Origin of the sequence: Marinobacter sp. es.042 (assembly GCF_900188315.1) — a bacterium.
Classification (GTDB): domain Bacteria; phylum Pseudomonadota; class Gammaproteobacteria; order Pseudomonadales; family Oleiphilaceae; genus Marinobacter.
Genome location: NZ_LT897781.1, coordinates 673,595 through 690,046 on the forward strand (window position 1 = coordinate 673,595; position 16,452 = coordinate 690,046).

Genomic DNA, 16,452 nt, shown 5'->3' on the forward strand with positions numbered 1-16,452 from the left:
TCCTTTGGAAACCGTTGATGGATCAGGCGTCGTCGGAATCCGGTTCCAGGCGCGCCAGTTTGTATCGGCGGGCAGCATCCACGAACTGGCCAAAGATGCGTCGGTGTCCGCCATGGTAGAGCAGGTATTCCGGGTGCCATTGGATGCCGGTTAGCCATTGGCGTCCGGTGCTTTCAATAGCCTGTACAAACAGATCATTGTCCACGGCGGTCACGCGCAGGTTGCGGCCCAGGCGCTTGATGGCCTGGCTGTGAATCCGGTTGGCGCCGATCACCGGGGAGCGCATGGCTTGCTCAAGCCGGCTGTGCGTTACCAGTCGCACGGTTTGCAGGGGCAAGAGCAGTGGGCGATGCCGGGTATTGACCCTCAGCGGTGTCACGTTCTGGCACAGGGACCCGCCGTGGAAAACGTTGATGAACTGGGCGCCGCGGCAAATCCCGAGCACGGGAATGCCAATGGCTTCAGCCTGCTCAAGCAGTGACTGATCGGTTTTATCCCGCTTGCGGTCATAGTTGGCGGTAACCTGTGGCTCCTGCCCATAACGTTCAGGATGGACGTGGGTGCCGCCTGACAGCACCAGGCCATCAAGCATCGGTACGGCAACCCGTGAACCGGGGCGAATATAGTGGGTCCGGGCACCGTGGAGGCGCAGACCCAGGCTGATCAGGCGATGGGCAAGGCTTTTTCGAGCGGGACCACCGATGCCGATCGTCAGGCCCGGAACCTCAAGTTCCTGTTCTTTGGACTCTTCAGACATACCCGTTTTTGGCCAGCCAGTCGTCAGTGGTTTCCCGCCAGCTGTGGGTCAGGTTGTGAAGATTCAGTTTGCGCCGCTCCCGGAACAGTTGCCGCATGTCGGCCAGGTCTTCGGGATTGTTGGCCAGTTGCTCCAGAACGACCCAGTCGTTCCAAACGGTTGAGAAATGCCAGCCGGGATTGTCGATGTCGCAATCCGGCAACCGGTAATGCAGGGTTGGCCTGCTTTTTATCCTGGGGTCCTGAACGTGGCGTTCCAGCCGTTCCTTGTCCAGGTGGGCAAACAGTGGAAGCAGGTCAAGCGCGCGATTCCGGGTAGGATTGAACTCCAGGTAATCCTCCATGAGCTCCCCGAGGTTTGGATGATAGTTATCCTCCATCAGGAGCTCGGTGTAGCGGCCATGCCAGGGTTCGATGTACGTAGTAAATTTGCGGCTGACGTCCAGTTGATGCCGATGCTTGAGCCATTCATATAGGGCCGCGAACGCCTGGAAGTAACGAACCAGGGTCTCGGGGCTGAGGTCGGGCAACTCGGGATTAAGCTGCAGGCCAAACGCAAAATAGATGGCGTCCCGGCTACCCAGTGCACCGGCGTTCCTGAGTTTGTCGACGAGCGTTTCAATCACCTCGACGCTGGAAAACTTCAGGGGTGGGCTTATGATCTCGAGGGGTACCACGCGTTCGGCCGCGGCGTCGATCACATCCATCGCCTGTCCACCGAGTTCACGAATGGACTCGGGGAGGCGCTCATCCGCCAGATCAAGATCCTTGATCGGATCGGAATCAAGCTCAACCGTGAAGTCGCCAAGAGCTGTCTGCAAGGTTGTCACATAGCGTGACTTGAGCTCAGGTGTGCCCTCCAGCATCTTCGCCGCCAATGCAACCAGCTCATCGTAGCCCAGACCTGACAGTTCGATCTCGACGCCAACCCGCCGTTCCTTCCCTTCGTTCGTCTCTAGGATGTCAGGCATCCTGCAGGCACTGACTTGAGTCATGGTGCTCCCTGGTTCGTGAGGAATAGTACCCTAACCATATCACACCGCTGTTGATCCTCATTATTAAGCGGTTGCAAGAAAATCCGGGAGCCGACTTTACACTGGATAAAACACTGTATATAGTCAGTTTACTGTATAAAAAAACAGGGCCGCCGGAGCCGCTCTTACGAGAGGTTGATGTTTGCAGCGGCCCGATCCCGATATAGCGGAGTAGCTTGATGAAGCTGACAGCAAGGCAGTCCCAGGTACTGGATATTATTCGCCGATACGTCGACGAGACCGGCTATCCGCCAACTCGTGCTGAAATCGCGGCAGAACTGGGCTTCCGTTCGGCCAACGCCGCGGAAGAACACCTTCGGGCATTGGCAAGGAAAGGTGCCATCGAGATGGTGCCGGGAGCCAGCCGCGGCATCCGTCTGCCTGAGGCGGAAGAGGACCTGGGCCTCCCGGTCATTGGTCAGGTCGCTGCCGGTAGTCCGATCCTTGCTCAGGAGCACATCGAGGACCACTGCACATTGCAGCCGGAATTCTTTTCGCCGTCTGCAGATTATCTTCTGCGGGTCCGGGGCATGAGCATGAAAGACATCGGTATTCTCGATGGCGACCTGCTGGCAGTTCACAGTACCCAGGATGTTCACAACGGCCAGGTGGTTGTTGCGCGGGTTGGCGATGAGGTTACGGTAAAGCGTTTCCGCAAGGAAGGCTCGAAGGTCTACCTGATTGCCGAAAACGAAGAATTCGCACCGATCGAAGTGGACCTTACCGAACAGGAGCTGTTCATCGAGGGTCTGGGTGTTGGTGTTATCCGCCGCTCTGACCTGCACTGAGCGGTTCGGATAGCCTCAGATAGTTTGAATAACGGGTGAATTATGGAACAAATGAGCTTTAATCAGAATCTGGCCTACAACCCCAATGCTCTGTCCTGTTCAGTGTCGGCAACCGCCGCCCGCGAGCGACGTTCCGTCATTCGCGCCCGACGCGCTCCGGAAACCACCGAACCCAAAGTCTGTGGCAATGTGACGGAGATCATTCTGCCGGAAGGCCAGGTAGAAAATTTCCAGCTGCTGTTGCCAATGCTGACCCAGCTGAATCAGGAGAAGCGCTGGCTTGCCTGGATCGACCCGCCCCAGGCGCTGGTTAGCAAGTGGCAAAAAATGCACGGGATTGTCGCCGGCGAATTGCTGGTGCTGCGTTCAACACCGGACTATCCTGCCCAGGACCTGGCAGAGCGAGCCCTCAGTGCCGGCACCTGTCACGCGGTGGTCATGTGGACCCGTAAACTGGGGCGAACTGCCTTCGAATCCCTGCAAAGAGCCTCGGCCGAGGGTAATAGCCACGGCGTCGTTCTCAGGCAGCGTTAACCGATCAATGCAGAGTGTAGGAGGGCTGGGCGTCTGAGGCGTCCAGTTCGTCATCTTCCCAGTCGATATCGTGGGCAACATTGCCTACAGCCTCAATGCCAGCTGCAATCATTGCTTTGGCAACCGACATATCCCGGTCTTCCATCATTTCCCGGGCTTCTTCCGAAAAAGAGATTTTTACCAGTGGCGCACTGTCATCATCAATGCGGCGCAGGGCGTAATCGCCATTGGTCAATTGCACGATTTCAAAAAACGATGGTGACATTCAGTAAACCTTCAAGTTAATACGATTTGAATAACCGGAGCTGAGAGTGGCTTACCACTCGCTGTGCTGTTCTTCCAGATCGTCGGCAAAATGTTTGACGGCGGTCAGCGTTTTCATCAAAGCAGCCGACGATCGATCCGGGCCGGAATCGGCCGATACCGCAATGATGTTTTCCTCGCTCACGGTTTTTTTGGTCGCCGGGGGTCTGCTTTGGGCGCGCTCGAGTTGCTCAAGATGGTTCCACCAACTTCCGGATCGCTGTTCCAGCTCCTTCAGGCGCCCAACTTCACTCGGTCCTGGCCCGATAAGAGCGACCAGCTCATCGAGGGTTGAAGGTTCCTCTGATTTTCTCTGGTATAGCCTCGCAATCATGACCACCAACAGTTTTCGAGACCGCAGAAGCAGCTCAATCGCTCCCTGGATAGCGGCTTCTCGGCGCAGCGCCTGTTCCGCCTCGTTGGGACGTTGGTCTTGAGCCTCGTCTGTGGGTCGGTCGAGTGGCTGAAGCAGCGTGCGGGCGAGAAAGAGCTTTTGAGAAACCAGTGAGTGCCATTGCGAGGCCATGGAATACCTTCAATCCCCCAGCGCGGGTGTAACCCCGAAAAATTAATTTGTCACTATATCATTTTCGCTATCAAATTTCTCCCATTCTCTGTGCGGCCAGGTTTCACAATAAAACACAAACATTCACTTGAAACGACCGTTTGAATTTGGCAAAAAGGCGCCCGGCTGTGCGAGTTCTGCTCGTGGCGGCTACCCAACAGCATGAATTTCTGGAGGTGTAAGGGATGCGAAGCCAACTCGTTGCAGGTGTCGCACTGGTTTTTCTCGGGTTTTCCGGACAGGTCCTGTCCAAGGTCACGGCCGCTGAGGCTCAGCGGCTGGGTGCTGAACTGACCCCGGTCGGAGCCGAAAAGGCGGGCAACCGCTCAGGCAGCATACCCGAATGGACCGGAGGTTTGGCCACGCCGCCGGACGGCTGGCGTGAGGGGCAAGTGGAAACTAACCCGTTTCCCGAAGATGAGGCTCTTTTCGTTATTACCTCCAACAACCTGGAGCTATACAGGGACAAGCTTTCAGACGGTCACGTTGCCATGCTGGAGAAGTATGGGCCTGACTTCTTCATGCCGGTTTACCAGACCCGACGGACTGCCGCGTTTCCCGAGCACGTCTACGACAAATTTCGTGAGAACGCGCTGACAGCGCAGTTGTTGGACAACGGCAACGGCGTTCGCGACACCATCATGACCAGTCCCTTCCCGATTCCAAAAAATGGTTTGGAGGTTATCTGGAACCATATCCTGCGCTATCGGGGCGAAGAAATTTCCCTGCGTAGTGCCTCCGCAACGCCCCAGAGGGATGGCTCCTACAACCCGGTGGTCAATGATTACGACTACTTCTTCGCATACAGCCAGAGGGGCGCGGAGCTGGCGGAAATCGATAACAAGATTTTTTACCTGAAGACGGACACTATCTCGCCGTCCTCACTGGCAGGCACCATCACTCTGGTGCATGAAACGCTTGACCAGGTGCGGTCGCCCCGTCTCGCGTGGCGGTACGATTCCGGTTCGCGTCGTCTTCGCCGGTCGCCCAACCTGGCCTACGAAACCGATCTACCGAATTCATCCTCGCTGCGGTCCGTCGACCAGAAAGACATGTATAACGGCGCGCCTAACCAATACGACTGGGAACTGAAAGGCAAGCGAGAGCTGTTCGTGCCTTACAATGCCTACAAGCTTCACGGGCCGGAAATCGAAGCCGACGATGTGATTCGTCCGGGCCATATCAATCAGCAGCTTACCCGCTACGAACTGCATCGGGTTTGGGTAGTTGAAGCGAAACGCCGTACCGGTATCAGCCACATCTATGATCGCCGGGTGTTTTACGTGGATGAAGACAGCTGGCAGATCCTGGCGTCTGAGGAATACGATGCCGACGGAAATCTGTGGCGCGTGTCGGAAGCGCACAACATCAGCTATTACAGTGAGCCGGTATTCTGGACTACCATGGAAATGACTTACGACCTGAAGGCGGAGCGTTATTACGTTGACGGGCTGGATAATGGGTTCCCGGCGTATGATTTCGCCCCGGGGTTTCGCGGCAACGAATTTACTGCCTCTGCCGCCCGCCGAGCCGCCCGCCGCTGATTTGCAAGGAGACTGACATGGCAGACCCGCAAGCCCACCTGGACCACCTGGATCGACTGATGGCGGATTTCGGTCGCGCCTTGGCAGAAAAGGACTGGGAAGCGATGGCCGGGCTGAACGAGCAGGTGAAGCCGGCAGTCGAGCCGCTGATGGCTGCCCTGGAAGCGGGAGAGGTTGATGCGGAGCCGGTGAGGCTCCGCTTGCAGGAACTACAGCAGTTTATTGACGCCGCCGATGAATCGGCCCGAATGGCCCGCAAGGAGGCGGAAGATGGCCTGAAGGGTGTAAACAGGAACCGGAGTGCGGCGAAGGCCTACCAGAACGTTTCTTCGAATCGACCAAAATAGCGTCATAAAATTGACTCTGGGGGTCTTACAGTCTTAAATACCGCACAAATCCCCAAAGAGATTCGGTTGAATGTCTAAAATTAACAAAGTGCTCGTGCTGAGCGAGGATGATTCAAGATTGCGGGACATAGTCACCATTCTTGAGTTTATTGGCGAGGAGCAGGTCCTTGCCGGCGATGAAGCCAGGGCACTTTTGAGCAGCGGTGATGAGGAAAGCCTTTCAGATATCGCCGTCGCGGTGGTGAATGGCGAGGATGCAGGAGCCACCGAGGCGATCACCGCTGTCTGTGATGCCGTTCAGGGCGTTCCGTTTCTGGTTGTTGGTCACCCTGAGCTCAAGGGGCTGTCTGATGAGATCAGCGGTCGCATCATTGCTCGCATGGAATGGCCGCTCAATTACACCAAGTTCGTTGATTCGCTCTACCGAGCCCAGATCTATCGGGATCAGTTTAGTCGCTCCCGGGAGCGTGGCCAGCAGCGCGGCTTGCAGCTCTTCCGGAGCCTTGTAGGAACCAGCCGAAAAGTCCAGCAGGTGCGCCAGCTGATGGAGCAGGTGGCGGATAAGGACGTCAGCGTTCTTATTACCGGTGAGTCCGGTACCGGCAAGGAGGTGGTCGCCCGCAACCTGCATTACCATTCTTCCCGACGGGATAAACCGTTTGTTCCGGTGAACTGTGGCGCTATTCCGGCGGAGCTGCTGGAAAGCGAGCTGTTCGGCCATGAAAAAGGGGCCTTTACCGGTGCCATCACGGCCCGGGTAGGGCGCTTCGAGTTGGCCGAGGGGGGCACTCTGTTTCTCGATGAGATCGGAGACATGCCGCTCAACATGCAGGTCAAGATTCTCCGGGTTCTGCAGGAGCGAACGTTCGAGCGGGTGGGAAGCAATCGCACCCAGTCTGCAGATGTGCGGGTAATCGCCGCCACACATAAGCACCTGGAAGACATGATTGAGTCCGGGGATTTCAGGGAAGACCTCTATTATCGCCTGAATGTGTTCCCCATCGAGATGCCGGCCCTGCGTGACCGGGTGGAAGACATTCCCCTTCTGATCAACGAACTCATTTCCCGGATGGAAAAAGAGAAGCGTGGATCGCTGCGGATGAATTCAGCGGCTATCATGAGCCTGTGCCGGCACGACTGGCCCGGCAATGTGCGTGAACTGGCGAATCTTGTTGAGCGCCTGTCGATCATGCATCCCTACGGTGTAATCGGCGTGCAGGAGCTGCCCAAGAAGTTCCGCTACGTTGACGACTATGATGAGAATCGCCCGGTGGAGGACACCGGGATGCCTGCCGGTATTCCTGGCCTGGTGGGCCTGGATGCCCCGGCATTGCTGCCGGTGAACGGTATTGACCTGAAGGATTACCTCTCCAACCTCGAAAAGCAGTTAATCCAGCAGGCGCTCGACGAGGCCGGCGGTGTTGTGGCCAGGGCTGCCGAGAAGCTGCGGATCCGACGCACTACTCTGGTAGAGAAGGTTCGCAAGTACGGGCTGAGGGAAGAGGAATCCGAGGAGTCCTGAGCCGGATCGTCCGGATTCTAAAGCTACTGAAGCGGCGTCAAAGGTTCGTAACCTGAGGCGCCGTTCCCGTTTCTGACCGACGTAAAATTGGCATCCCTCTCTTTCTGAATTCTCTTTCCTCATGAAATATATAGAAAAAATCAAGTTGGCACGGTGCTGGCTTAAGGACCTGTAAACGAAGAATCCGAACTTTTTGGTCCGAATCGAAGGGCCGATCGGGGAGTCAGGTTATGAGTCAGGCACAATTTGTTCTTCAGTCCGGCGCGGGCGGCACAAAGACCAACGCTGCGGCGGACGTCAATGACAAGGTTACCGCCCTGTTTCCGGAGCAGGACGATGAGGCGGTGGATACCGCCCTGGAATTGTTCAACCGGATGTCGCGGCAGATCACTGACTCCTACCGGACCCTCGAATCCCGGGTCAACCAGCTTTCCGGCGAGCTGACCCAGGAATCGCTTCAGCGCCAGCAGGAGCTTGAAGAAAAAGAGCAGCTGGCTGATCGTCTGTCTACTTTGCTGAACGCACTGCCTGCCGGCGTTGTTGTTCTGGATAGCCAGGGCGTGGTAACGCAGACCAACCCGGCAGCCATTGCGCTTCTGGGGGAGCCCCTCGACGGTGCCCGCTGGGTTGATGTTATTCATCGCTGTTTTGCGCCCCGGCGGGACGATGGTCACGAAGTGTCTCTGAAGGATGGCCGCAGGGTCAGCATCGAGATCCGGACCATGGAAAACCAGCCCGGTCAGTTGATTCTGCTGACAGACCTCACCGAAACCCGGCATCTCCAGGCGCAGCTGGCTCACGCCCAGCGTCTGTCTGCCATGGGCAAGATGGTCGCATCCCTTGCTCACCAAATTCGTACCCCCCTGTCTGCCGCTATCCTCTATGGCGGTCACCTTGGTCAGGAAGATCTCGACGAAGAAATGCGGCAGCGCTGTGCTTCCCGTCTGATGTCGCGCCTGACCCACCTCGAGCAGCAGGTGCGGGACATGCTGATCTTCGCCCGGGGCGAAACCCGGCTGGCCGAGGAGTTATCTGCCGGCAAGCTGGTTTCGGCACTGGCATCGGCAGTCGAGGGGCTCAAGCCGGCTCCAGGCGCCACAGTGAATCTCGAGAACAAAATCTCCAGCGACTGCCGGCTGATGTGTAATCGGGATGCTCTTGTTGGCGCCTGTACCAATCTGGTGAATAACAGCCTGGAGGCCGGCGCTCGCCATGTGGCGGTTCGGGTAACCGAGGAAACCGGGGAACTGGTCATCCGGGTTGTGGACAACGGCCCTGGTTTTGAGTCCTCAGACGCAGCCCGGTTGACCGAAGCTTTTTACACAACCAAGTCCCATGGTACGGGGCTCGGACTTGCGGTAGTGCAAGCCGTCATCAAGGCGCATCAGGGGCGGTTTTCCATTGAATCGCCGGAGCAGGGCGGTGCTGTAGCCACCTTGCGTTTGCCGCAATTACGTAACAGAAACTGATCGGAGGCAACCATGGCTAAGGCCCAGATTCTGATTGTTGAGGACGACCATGACCTGCGGGAAGCGCTGGTAACGACCCTTGAACTTGCAAGGTTTCGGGTGCGGGAAGCGTCGAATGCCAGCGAAGCGCTTGAGCGACTGGCAGAGTCTCCGGTGGATATGGTGGTCAGCGATGTCAACATGCCGGGTCTGTCAGGACATCAGTTGCTGGCTGAGGTCCAGCGGCTGTATCCGGGGCTGCCAATGATGCTTATCACGGCCTATGGTCAGATCAGCGACGCGGTATCCGCAATGCAGGCTGGCGCTATCGATTATCTGGTGAAGCCATTCGAACCGCGTTTCCTGGTGGATGCCGTCAGCAAGGTTGTTGGCGGCGGGCGTGAGAAAGCCAGTGATGAGCCGGTGGCAGAAGACCCGATCAGCAAGCGGATGTTCCAGCTGGCGACCAAAGTGGCTGGAAGCGATTCCACCGTCATGATCTCGGGGGAAAGCGGAACCGGCAAGGAAGTCCTTGCCCGGTTCATTCACCAGCAGTCCCCGCGGTCAGAGCAGCCATTCGTGGCGATCAACTGTGCTGCAATACCGGAAAACATGCTGGAGGCTATCCTGTTCGGTCACGAGAAAGGTGCCTTTACCGGTGCCGTCGCCTCCTCGCCCGGCAAATTCGAGCAGGCCAACGGCGGCACCATTCTGCTGGACGAGATTTCGGAGATGGATCTGGGGCTTCAGTCCAAGCTCTTGCGGGTATTGCAGGAGCGGGAAGTGGAGCGGGTTGGTGGCCGCAAGACCATCAGCCTGGATGTCCGTGTTGTAGCGACCACCAACCGGGATCTGGCGGATTACGTTCGCGAAGGCAAGTTCCGGGAAGACCTTTATTACCGTCTGACAGTGTTCCCGATGCACTGGCAGCCGCTCCGGGAGCGGCCGCTGGATATCATGCCACTGGCTACTTCGCTGCTTAAAAAGCATTGCCGCAAAATGAAGCTGACCGGGATTACCTTCGCCCAGGATGCCAGGAGCGCGCTCATGCATCACCAATGGCCGGGGAATGTCCGCGAGCTGGATAATGCCATCCAGCGAGCTCTGGTGCTACATCAGGGCAATGTGATTCATTCTGGGGATCTGTGCCTGGAGTTGGGCATTACCGGGCGACCGGACCTTCGCAGCGTGGAGTCGGTTTCCCATGCTGACACCACTTCGAGCATGGCGGGCGATCCTGGCTTCTCAGGCCAGAGTGTTTCGTCCCTCGAGCAGTCCTGTGATGAACAGAACGGCGAACCGGAAGGGGCGGTTTCCCTGGGCGATGATCTGAGGCAGCAGGAATTCCGTATTATTATTCAGACACTCCGGAAAGAGCGTGGGCGTCGCAACAGGGCCGCAGAGCAATTGGGGATCAGCCCCCGGACGCTCAGGTACAAGCTGGCCCAGATGCGCGACGCCGGAATCGATCTGGACGCCGAGATGGCCTTGGTCTGACCCCCTGCAAGACGAACTCCTTCATTGGCACCCCTCGGGGTGCCGTTTTTTTATCTTCGATTCCCCATGCCGGTGGGCGCGGCTTGCCCATCGTCAAAAGTCCGTCATGGCACTTCGACCACTCCGTCCTTGGGTTCATAAACTACTGATATAAATACCTAAAATCTACTTGGCCTGCCAATTGCTTGATCGGAGCTAAGATCATCCCAAGAGCAATTCCGTCCCTGGGAGGGCGGAGCCAGGAGAGAGTTATGGTTCAGCGTGCCGACATCAACAGTGTTTTGTCCGATATCCGGTCCCTGCGTTCACAGATGATGCAGAACCAGCGGGTCGAACAGGATCAATCGGTTCGTGGCCGCATAGACGGCCCTCGCCAGGTTCAGGAAACCCAGGAGACGCCCAGCTTCAATGACATGCTGAGCAACGCGGTGAACAACGTGAGTGACGCCCAGAAAACGGCGGGGGATCTGCGAACCGCATACGACATGGGCGATCCGAACGTAGACATCACCCGTGTGATGATTGCCGCCCAGAAATCCTCTGTCTCCTTCGAAGCGCTGACCCAGGTACGTAACCGGGTGGTTCGGGCCTACGAAGACATTATGAACATGCCGATCTGATAACGGAGCAGAGTCATGGCCAGCGTACCTGCAGAAACCAATGCCTCCAACATGCCCACAGCCCGGGAGGGAGACGCGCCAGAGAGCCGTAGCGACCTGTTCATGGGGTTCAACCGGCTCAACCTGCTGCGCCAGATAGGCCTGATGGTGGGGCTTGCTGCCAGCGTGGCGTTGGGGCTGGCGGTCGTGCTCTGGGCTCAGGAGCCGAACTATCAGCCGGTGGTGGGTGATCTTTCATCCTACAATCCCCAGGATGTGACCACCATCCTCGAAAGCAACGGTATCGACTACAAGATGGATCCGCGCACCGGCGCGTTACTGGTTCCCTCGGATCAGGTCTACAACGCCCGTTTGAAGCTGGCAGCCGAAGGTGTCACCGATCGTCAAACCATGGGCTACGAACTGCTGGACCAGGAACGTGGTCTCGGCACGTCCCAGTTCATGGAAACCATCTCATATCGGCGCGGGCTTGAGGGTGAGCTTGCCCGCACCGTTGCCAGCATGCGTGGCGTTCGGAATGCCCGTGTGCACCTGGCTATCCCGGAGCGCTCTGTCTTTGTTCGCGATGCCCGCGATCCCTCTGCCTCGGTGTTTCTTGAAGTTTTCGCTGGTCGCCGGCCGGAACAGGAACAGATCAACGCTATTGTGAATCTGGTTGCCGGCAGTGTTCCCATGATGAGCAAGGAACACGTTACCGTTGTCGATCAAAACGGCAATCTGTTGACGGGCAAGCAAAGTCAGAGCGGTGCGGATCAGATGGCGGACCAATATGAATACACCTCCAAAGTCGAGGAGCGTCTGACACGTCGGGTTGCCTCTCTCATCGGCCCCATTGTGGGTGATGGTCGCTATCGTGCCGAAGTGTCGGCGGATCTCGATTTCTCCTCGGTGGAGCAGGCAGAGGAATTGTTCAACCCCGAACAGCAGGCGGTGCGCAGTGAGCGTGAGCTGACCGAACGGCGCACTACCGGCGCACAGGGCGGCATTCCCGGTGCGCTGACCAACCAGCCGCCGGCTAATGCTACGGTGCCCGAGCAGGCTGCCGGCGGTGATGGTGAGCAGGCGGCGCCAGCTCCGGTCAATGTGCGAAGTGAATCCACGCGGAATTATGAAATGGATCGTACTGTCAGCTACCGACGTCAGGAGCTGGGCAGAGTCAAGCGGGTGACCGTGGCTCTGGCGGTGGACGACATGAAAGTAGTGGATCCACAAACGGGCGAAGTCAGCTACGAGCCCTGGCCGGAGCAGGAGTTGCAGCGCCTGAGCATGCTGGTTCGGGACGCCGTGGGCTATTCAGCCGCCCGGGGTGACAGTGTTACGGTGATGAATACCGCATTTGCGCAGGAAGAATCCGTTGAATTCGAGGCTCCGGCCTTCTGGGAACAGCCCTGGTTCTGGGATCTGATGAAGCAAGTGCTCGCAGGCCTGGTGATTCTGGTGCTCGTGCTGGGGCTGCTGCGCCCAACGCTTAAGAGCCTGTCCGGCGGTGGCCAGCGGGAACGCGGCCTGGATTCCGGCTCCGGCAGTGGCGGTGGTTACGGGGGCCTTGATGACATCGAGGGCGGAGATGAGCTCCGCAAGGCCATGTCCGCCCAGGATGATCTGCTTTTGCCGGGTGCCACAGACGGTTATGATAGGCAGCTGAACGCATTGAAAGGGCTGATTGCCGAAGACCCGGCGCGGGTCGCACAGGTAATGCGCCAGTGGGTGAACGTCGATGACTGAGCAAGCCAATCAACAGGGTGGCGGTGAGCCGTCAAAGCCGCAGCGGAAAATTCCGCGTGTGGAGCAGGCTGCGATTCTGCTCATGTCACTGGGCGAAGCGGATGCCGCAGAAATCCTCAAGCACATGGGCCCCAAAGAGGTCCAGCGTGTGGGCGTGGCCATGGCCCAGATGAAGGATGTCAGCAAGGACGAAGTGACCTACGTGATGAACCAGTTTGTTGATGCCGTAGGCGGCCAGACCGGGCTTGGCGTAGGCAATGACGAGTACATCCGGACGATGCTCACCCAGGCGCTCGGCGACGACAAGGCATCCAGCCTGATCGATCGCATCCTGATTGGCGGCAATACCACCGGCCTCGATACCCTCAAGTGGATGGAGCCCCGGGCCGTTGGCGACATCATTCGCTACGAACACCCGCAAATCCAGGCCATTGTTATTTCCTACCTGGATCCGGATCAGGCCGCTGAAATTCTTGGCACCCTGGATGATAAGGTCCGCCTTGATGTGATGATGCGTGTTGCGTCACTGGAGAGTATCCAGCCCCAGGCTTTGCAGGAACTCAACGATATCCTGGAGAAGCAGTTCTCGGGTGGCGCCGCCTCCCAAACCAGCCGCATTGGCGGGGTCAAGCGGGCAGCGGACATCATGAACTTCATGGATCGGAGCATCGAAGGCAATCTGATGGATTCCATAAAGGATATGGATCCGGACCTTGCCAGCACCATTGAAGACCTCATGTTCGTGTTCGACAACCTCAAGGAAGTGGACGACCGTGGAATCCAGGCGCTGTTGCGGGAAGTGTCCTCGGAAGTGCTGGTGGTGGCCCTCAAGGGCGCCGACGAGGAGGTTCAGAACAAGATCTTCAAGAACATGTCCAAACGCGCTGCGGAATTGCTGCAGGATGATCTTGAGGCCAAGGGGCCGGTCAAGGTCAGCGAAGTTGAATCCGCCCAGAAAGACATTATCACCATTGCACGCCGTATGGCCGAGGCCGGTGAAATCTCCCTCGGCGGTGCCGGCGAAGAAATGATGTGATGAAAGATTCCACCCGTGATGTTAATCGCATTCCCAAGGAACAGCTGACCGCCTATGAACGGTGGGAGCTGCCTCTGCTGGATGCCCGCGGCAATGAAGTAGCGCGGGAAGAGGAGCGCGAGGTCAAACCCCTGACCGCCGCCGACATTGACGAGATTCGCGAGGCGGCCCGGGAAGACGGCTATAACGAGGGTCGGGAACAGGGTTACCAGGATGGCCTGAAGGCCGGCAAGGAGGAAGGCCGTCAGGATGGGCTGGAAACCGGCCTGGCAGAGGGCAGGGAGCAAGGCAAAAGCCAGGGCTACGACGATACGCGCAAGGAAATCGACACCAAGCTTGACCGTCTCGAACATCTGCTCGGTGAGCTGCTGCTGCCCATCAGGCGCCACGAGGACGAACTTGAAACCTCTCTGGTCAATCTGACCACGGTTCTGGCCCGGGCGGTGGTCTATCGTGAACTGACCATCGACTCCTCCCAGATCCGTCACGTGGTTCGCCGCGCCATGGAGGCGCTACCCTCCACCGCGGAAAACATCCGCATCCATATAAACCCGGAAGACTGTGAAATGGTTCGCGAGGTGACCGCGCGCCTCGATGCGTCCGCTTCCGTCATTGAAGACGCCAGTATCCTGCCCGGTGGCTGTAAGGTGGAAACCCGCCATAGCCTGGTGGATTTCACGGTTGAGAAACGTTTCCAGCGGGCCGTGCAGAGCATGCTGGATCAGCAGATGAGCGACAGTGAGGGCGGAGAAACCGAGGAACTGGACTCCATGATGGAAGACCTGACCGGTTTCCATCGGGACGTGCTGGATTCCCCGGAAACCGGGGATTCCTCAGACGATCCGAAGCCGGCGCAAAATACAGGTGACGGTGATGACCTCGAGCCTCGCTGATCGCCTCAATCGCTTTCAGGGTTTCCTGGGAAACGAGCCCGAGCCTGAACTTTCCGGCCGACTGACCCGCATGGTGGGCCTCACCCTCGAATGTGTCGGCTGCCCCATGGTGGTCGGTGACCGCTGTGTCATCTTCGGCCAGAACACCGGTAATGTTGAGGCGGAAGTGGTGGGCTTTGAGGACGACCGGGTGTATCTGATGCCCCTGACAGCAATCGAGGGGCTCAAGCCCGGTGCTAGAGTTGTGCCTCTGTCTGCCGCAAGCCGGGTGCCGGTCGGCCCCCAGTTGCTTGGCCGGGTGGTCGATGGCAGTGGCGAGCCCCTGGACGGTAAAGGTCCCTTGCAGGCCGAAGCTCGCGTCGCGCTCACCGGCGATATTATCAACCCGCTGAACCGCGCCCCGGTGCGGCAGTCGATGGATGTGGGTATTCGGGCGATCAATGCGTTGATGACCGTCGGCCAGGGGCAGCGCCTGGGTCTGTTTGCCGGCAGTGGCGTGGGCAAGAGTATGTTGCTGGGCATGATGACCCGCTTTACCGATGCCGACATCACCGTGGTCGGCCTGATTGGTGAGCGTGGCCGCGAGGTAAAGGAGTTTATCGAAGACATCCTGGGCGAAGAGGGCCTTTCCCGCTCGGTGGTGGTGGCCGCACCCGCGGACGATTCGCCACTGATGCGGTTGCGCGCCGCCATGCTGACCACCCGGATTGCCGAGTATTACCGGGATCAGGGCAAACGCGTGCTCCTGTTGATGGATTCGCTGACCCGTTACGCCCAGGCCCAGCGGGAGATTGCCCTGGCCGTGGGTGAGCCGCCGGCGACCAAAGGCTACCCGCCCTCAGTATTTGCCAAACTGCCCCAATTGGTGGAGAGAACCGGCAATGGTCGCCCCGGAGGTGGTTCTATCACGGCGTTCTACACCGTACTAACCGAAGGCGATGACCAGCAGGATCCGATTGCAGACGCTGCCCGGGCGATTCTGGATGGCCACATCGTACTCTCCCGCCGGCTTGCCGAAGAGGGACACTACCCCGCCATTGATGTGGAAGCGTCGATCAGCCGGGTGATGCCGCAGGTAACCGAGACCGAACATTTTTCCAGGGCCCAGCGATTCAAGCAGGTTTATTCACGGTACCAGCAGGCCCGGGATCTGATCTCTGTCGGCGCTTACGTGAAGGGTTCCGATCCCGAGACCGATTTTGCCATCACTCACATCGGCAATATGCGCCAGTTCCTGCAGCAGGGCCTGAATGAGAGTGCACCATTGAAGGAAAGTGTTGATCAGTTGCTGGCGGTGGTGCCAGAGCGTCGCTCCCCCGATCGGCGCAAGTCGGCCGTGCCGAATCTGGCAGCCGGCGGCGGAGGTGATGCCTGATGCTACGCTCGCGGCGCCTGGAAGTGGTTCTTTCCCTGGAGGAGCGCAAGGAGCAGGAAGCCCTGGAGCGAATGGGCGAGGCCCGGAAGCTGGCGGAGCAGCAGCGCGAACAAGTCCAGAACCTGAATCGCTACCAGCAGGAGTACCGGGATCAGATTCGCAACAGCCAGCAGGGGGTTGTGCAGGTGTCCAGGCTCCAGGCGTGGCAGGCCTTTATTGCGCAACTGGATCAGGTAATCCGGCAGCAGCAGACGCAGCTGGAGCAGGCGGAAAAGGTCTTCGAGGCGCGCAAAAAGGAATGGCAGCACGCCTGGGAGCGCCGGCGTGGCATGGAAAAATACATAGAAACCTGCCGCCAGCAGGAGCAGAGGGAGCAGGATCTCCGGGAACAGAAGCTTTCGGATGAGGCCGCGGGGCGGGCCTTCAACCAACGTCGTCGCTGAATCTTGCTCCGCATCAAGCAAA

Annotated in this window: 17 protein-coding genes; 13 read left to right on the forward strand and 4 right to left on the reverse strand. The window is 58.3% G+C overall.

The genetic code is table 11. From position 1 onward, the window contains the following. Positions 1-22 precede the first annotated feature (22 nt). Together CFB02_RS03280 and CFB02_RS03285 are read right to left on the reverse strand one after the other, a co-directional pair. Complete coding sequence (locus tag CFB02_RS03280) at positions 23-757, reverse strand: gamma-glutamyl-gamma-aminobutyrate hydrolase family protein (RefSeq protein WP_088556865.1); 735 nt, start codon at positions 755-757, stop codon at positions 23-25. Beyond that, on the reverse strand, positions 750-1,751 hold the full coding sequence (locus tag CFB02_RS03285; RefSeq protein ID WP_088556866.1) for an amidoligase family protein: 1,002 nt from the start codon (positions 1,749-1,751) through the stop codon (positions 750-752). Before CFB02_RS03285 ends, CFB02_RS03280 begins: the two co-directional genes overlap by 8 nt. Positions 1,752-1,966: 215 nt before the next feature. Here CFB02_RS03285 and lexA point away from each other — a divergent pair, with 215 nt between their 5' ends. Both lexA and CFB02_RS03295 read left to right on the forward strand, forming a co-directional pair. After that, the gene (lexA, locus tag CFB02_RS03290; protein WP_008177448.1) at positions 1,967-2,578 is read left to right on the forward strand and encodes a transcriptional repressor LexA; all 612 of its coding nucleotides are present in this window, start codon (positions 1,967-1,969) and stop codon (positions 2,576-2,578) included. Between the two features lie 42 nt (positions 2,579-2,620). After that, complete coding sequence (locus tag CFB02_RS03295) at positions 2,621-3,112, forward strand: cell division inhibitor SulA (protein ID WP_008177450.1); 492 nt, start codon at positions 2,621-2,623, stop codon at positions 3,110-3,112. A gap of 4 nt (positions 3,113-3,116) precedes the next feature. Here the strand turns inward: CFB02_RS03295 and CFB02_RS03300 are convergent, their stop codons facing one another. Then, positions 3,117-3,377, reverse strand: a complete 261-nt coding sequence (locus CFB02_RS03300; protein WP_008177453.1) for a hypothetical protein — start codon at positions 3,375-3,377, stop codon at positions 3,117-3,119. Positions 3,378-3,428: 51 nt separating this feature from the next. Continuing rightward, positions 3,429-3,941 (reverse strand): DUF6586 family protein, encoded by a 513-nt coding sequence (locus tag CFB02_RS03305; RefSeq protein WP_088556867.1) that lies wholly within the window; start codon positions 3,939-3,941, stop codon positions 3,429-3,431. Positions 3,942-4,165: 224 nt separating this feature from the next. Here CFB02_RS03305 and CFB02_RS03310 point away from each other — a divergent pair, with 224 nt between their 5' ends. The 11 genes from CFB02_RS03310 (at position 4,166) to fliJ (ending at position 16,430) form a co-directional block, all read left to right on the forward strand. Then, positions 4,166-5,524: a DUF1329 domain-containing protein gene (locus CFB02_RS03310; RefSeq protein WP_088556868.1), complete on the forward strand. Its 1,359-nt coding sequence runs from the start codon at positions 4,166-4,168 to the stop codon at positions 5,522-5,524. Between the two features lie 17 nt (positions 5,525-5,541). Then, the gene (locus CFB02_RS03315; protein ID WP_088556869.1) at positions 5,542-5,871 is read left to right on the forward strand and encodes an SOS cell division inhibitor; all 330 of its coding nucleotides are present in this window, start codon (positions 5,542-5,544) and stop codon (positions 5,869-5,871) included. Between the two features lie 70 nt (positions 5,872-5,941). Beyond that, complete coding sequence (locus CFB02_RS03320) at positions 5,942-7,393, forward strand: sigma-54 dependent transcriptional regulator (protein WP_088556870.1); 1,452 nt, start codon at positions 5,942-5,944, stop codon at positions 7,391-7,393. A gap of 230 nt (positions 7,394-7,623) precedes the next feature. Next, a complete protein-coding gene (locus CFB02_RS03325) occupies positions 7,624-8,862 on the forward strand; it encodes a sensor histidine kinase (RefSeq protein ID WP_088556871.1) in 1,239 nt (412 codons plus the stop codon). Between the two features lie 12 nt (positions 8,863-8,874). After that, on the forward strand, positions 8,875-10,338 hold the full coding sequence (locus CFB02_RS03330; protein ID WP_088556872.1) for a sigma-54-dependent transcriptional regulator: 1,464 nt from the start codon (positions 8,875-8,877) through the stop codon (positions 10,336-10,338). Positions 10,339-10,589: 251 nt separating this feature from the next. After that, a complete protein-coding gene (gene fliE, locus CFB02_RS03335; protein ID WP_088556873.1) occupies positions 10,590-10,958 on the forward strand; it encodes a flagellar hook-basal body complex protein FliE in 369 nt (122 codons plus the stop codon). 15 nt (positions 10,959-10,973) lie between these two features. Further along, positions 10,974-12,683 carry a flagellar basal-body MS-ring/collar protein FliF gene (gene fliF, locus CFB02_RS03340; protein WP_088556874.1) on the forward strand — a complete coding sequence of 570 codons (1,710 nt, stop codon included), beginning with the start codon at positions 10,974-10,976 and terminating at the stop codon, positions 12,681-12,683. Continuing rightward, on the forward strand, positions 12,676-13,719 hold the full coding sequence (fliG, locus tag CFB02_RS03345; RefSeq protein ID WP_088556875.1) for a flagellar motor switch protein FliG: 1,044 nt from the start codon (positions 12,676-12,678) through the stop codon (positions 13,717-13,719). Before fliF ends, fliG begins: the two co-directional genes overlap by 8 nt. Continuing rightward, a complete protein-coding gene (locus tag CFB02_RS03350) occupies positions 13,719-14,612 on the forward strand; it encodes a flagellar assembly protein FliH (RefSeq protein WP_088556876.1) in 894 nt (297 codons plus the stop codon). The genes fliG and CFB02_RS03350 overlap by 1 nt, the downstream gene beginning before the upstream one ends. Then, a complete protein-coding gene (gene fliI, locus CFB02_RS03355; RefSeq protein ID WP_088556877.1) occupies positions 14,593-15,987 on the forward strand; it encodes a flagellar protein export ATPase FliI in 1,395 nt (464 codons plus the stop codon). Before CFB02_RS03350 ends, fliI begins: the two co-directional genes overlap by 20 nt. Further along, a complete protein-coding gene (gene fliJ / locus CFB02_RS03360; RefSeq protein ID WP_014577633.1) occupies positions 15,987-16,430 on the forward strand; it encodes a flagellar export protein FliJ in 444 nt (147 codons plus the stop codon). The genes fliI and fliJ overlap by 1 nt, the downstream gene beginning before the upstream one ends. The last annotated feature ends 22 nt before the right edge of the window (positions 16,431-16,452 follow it).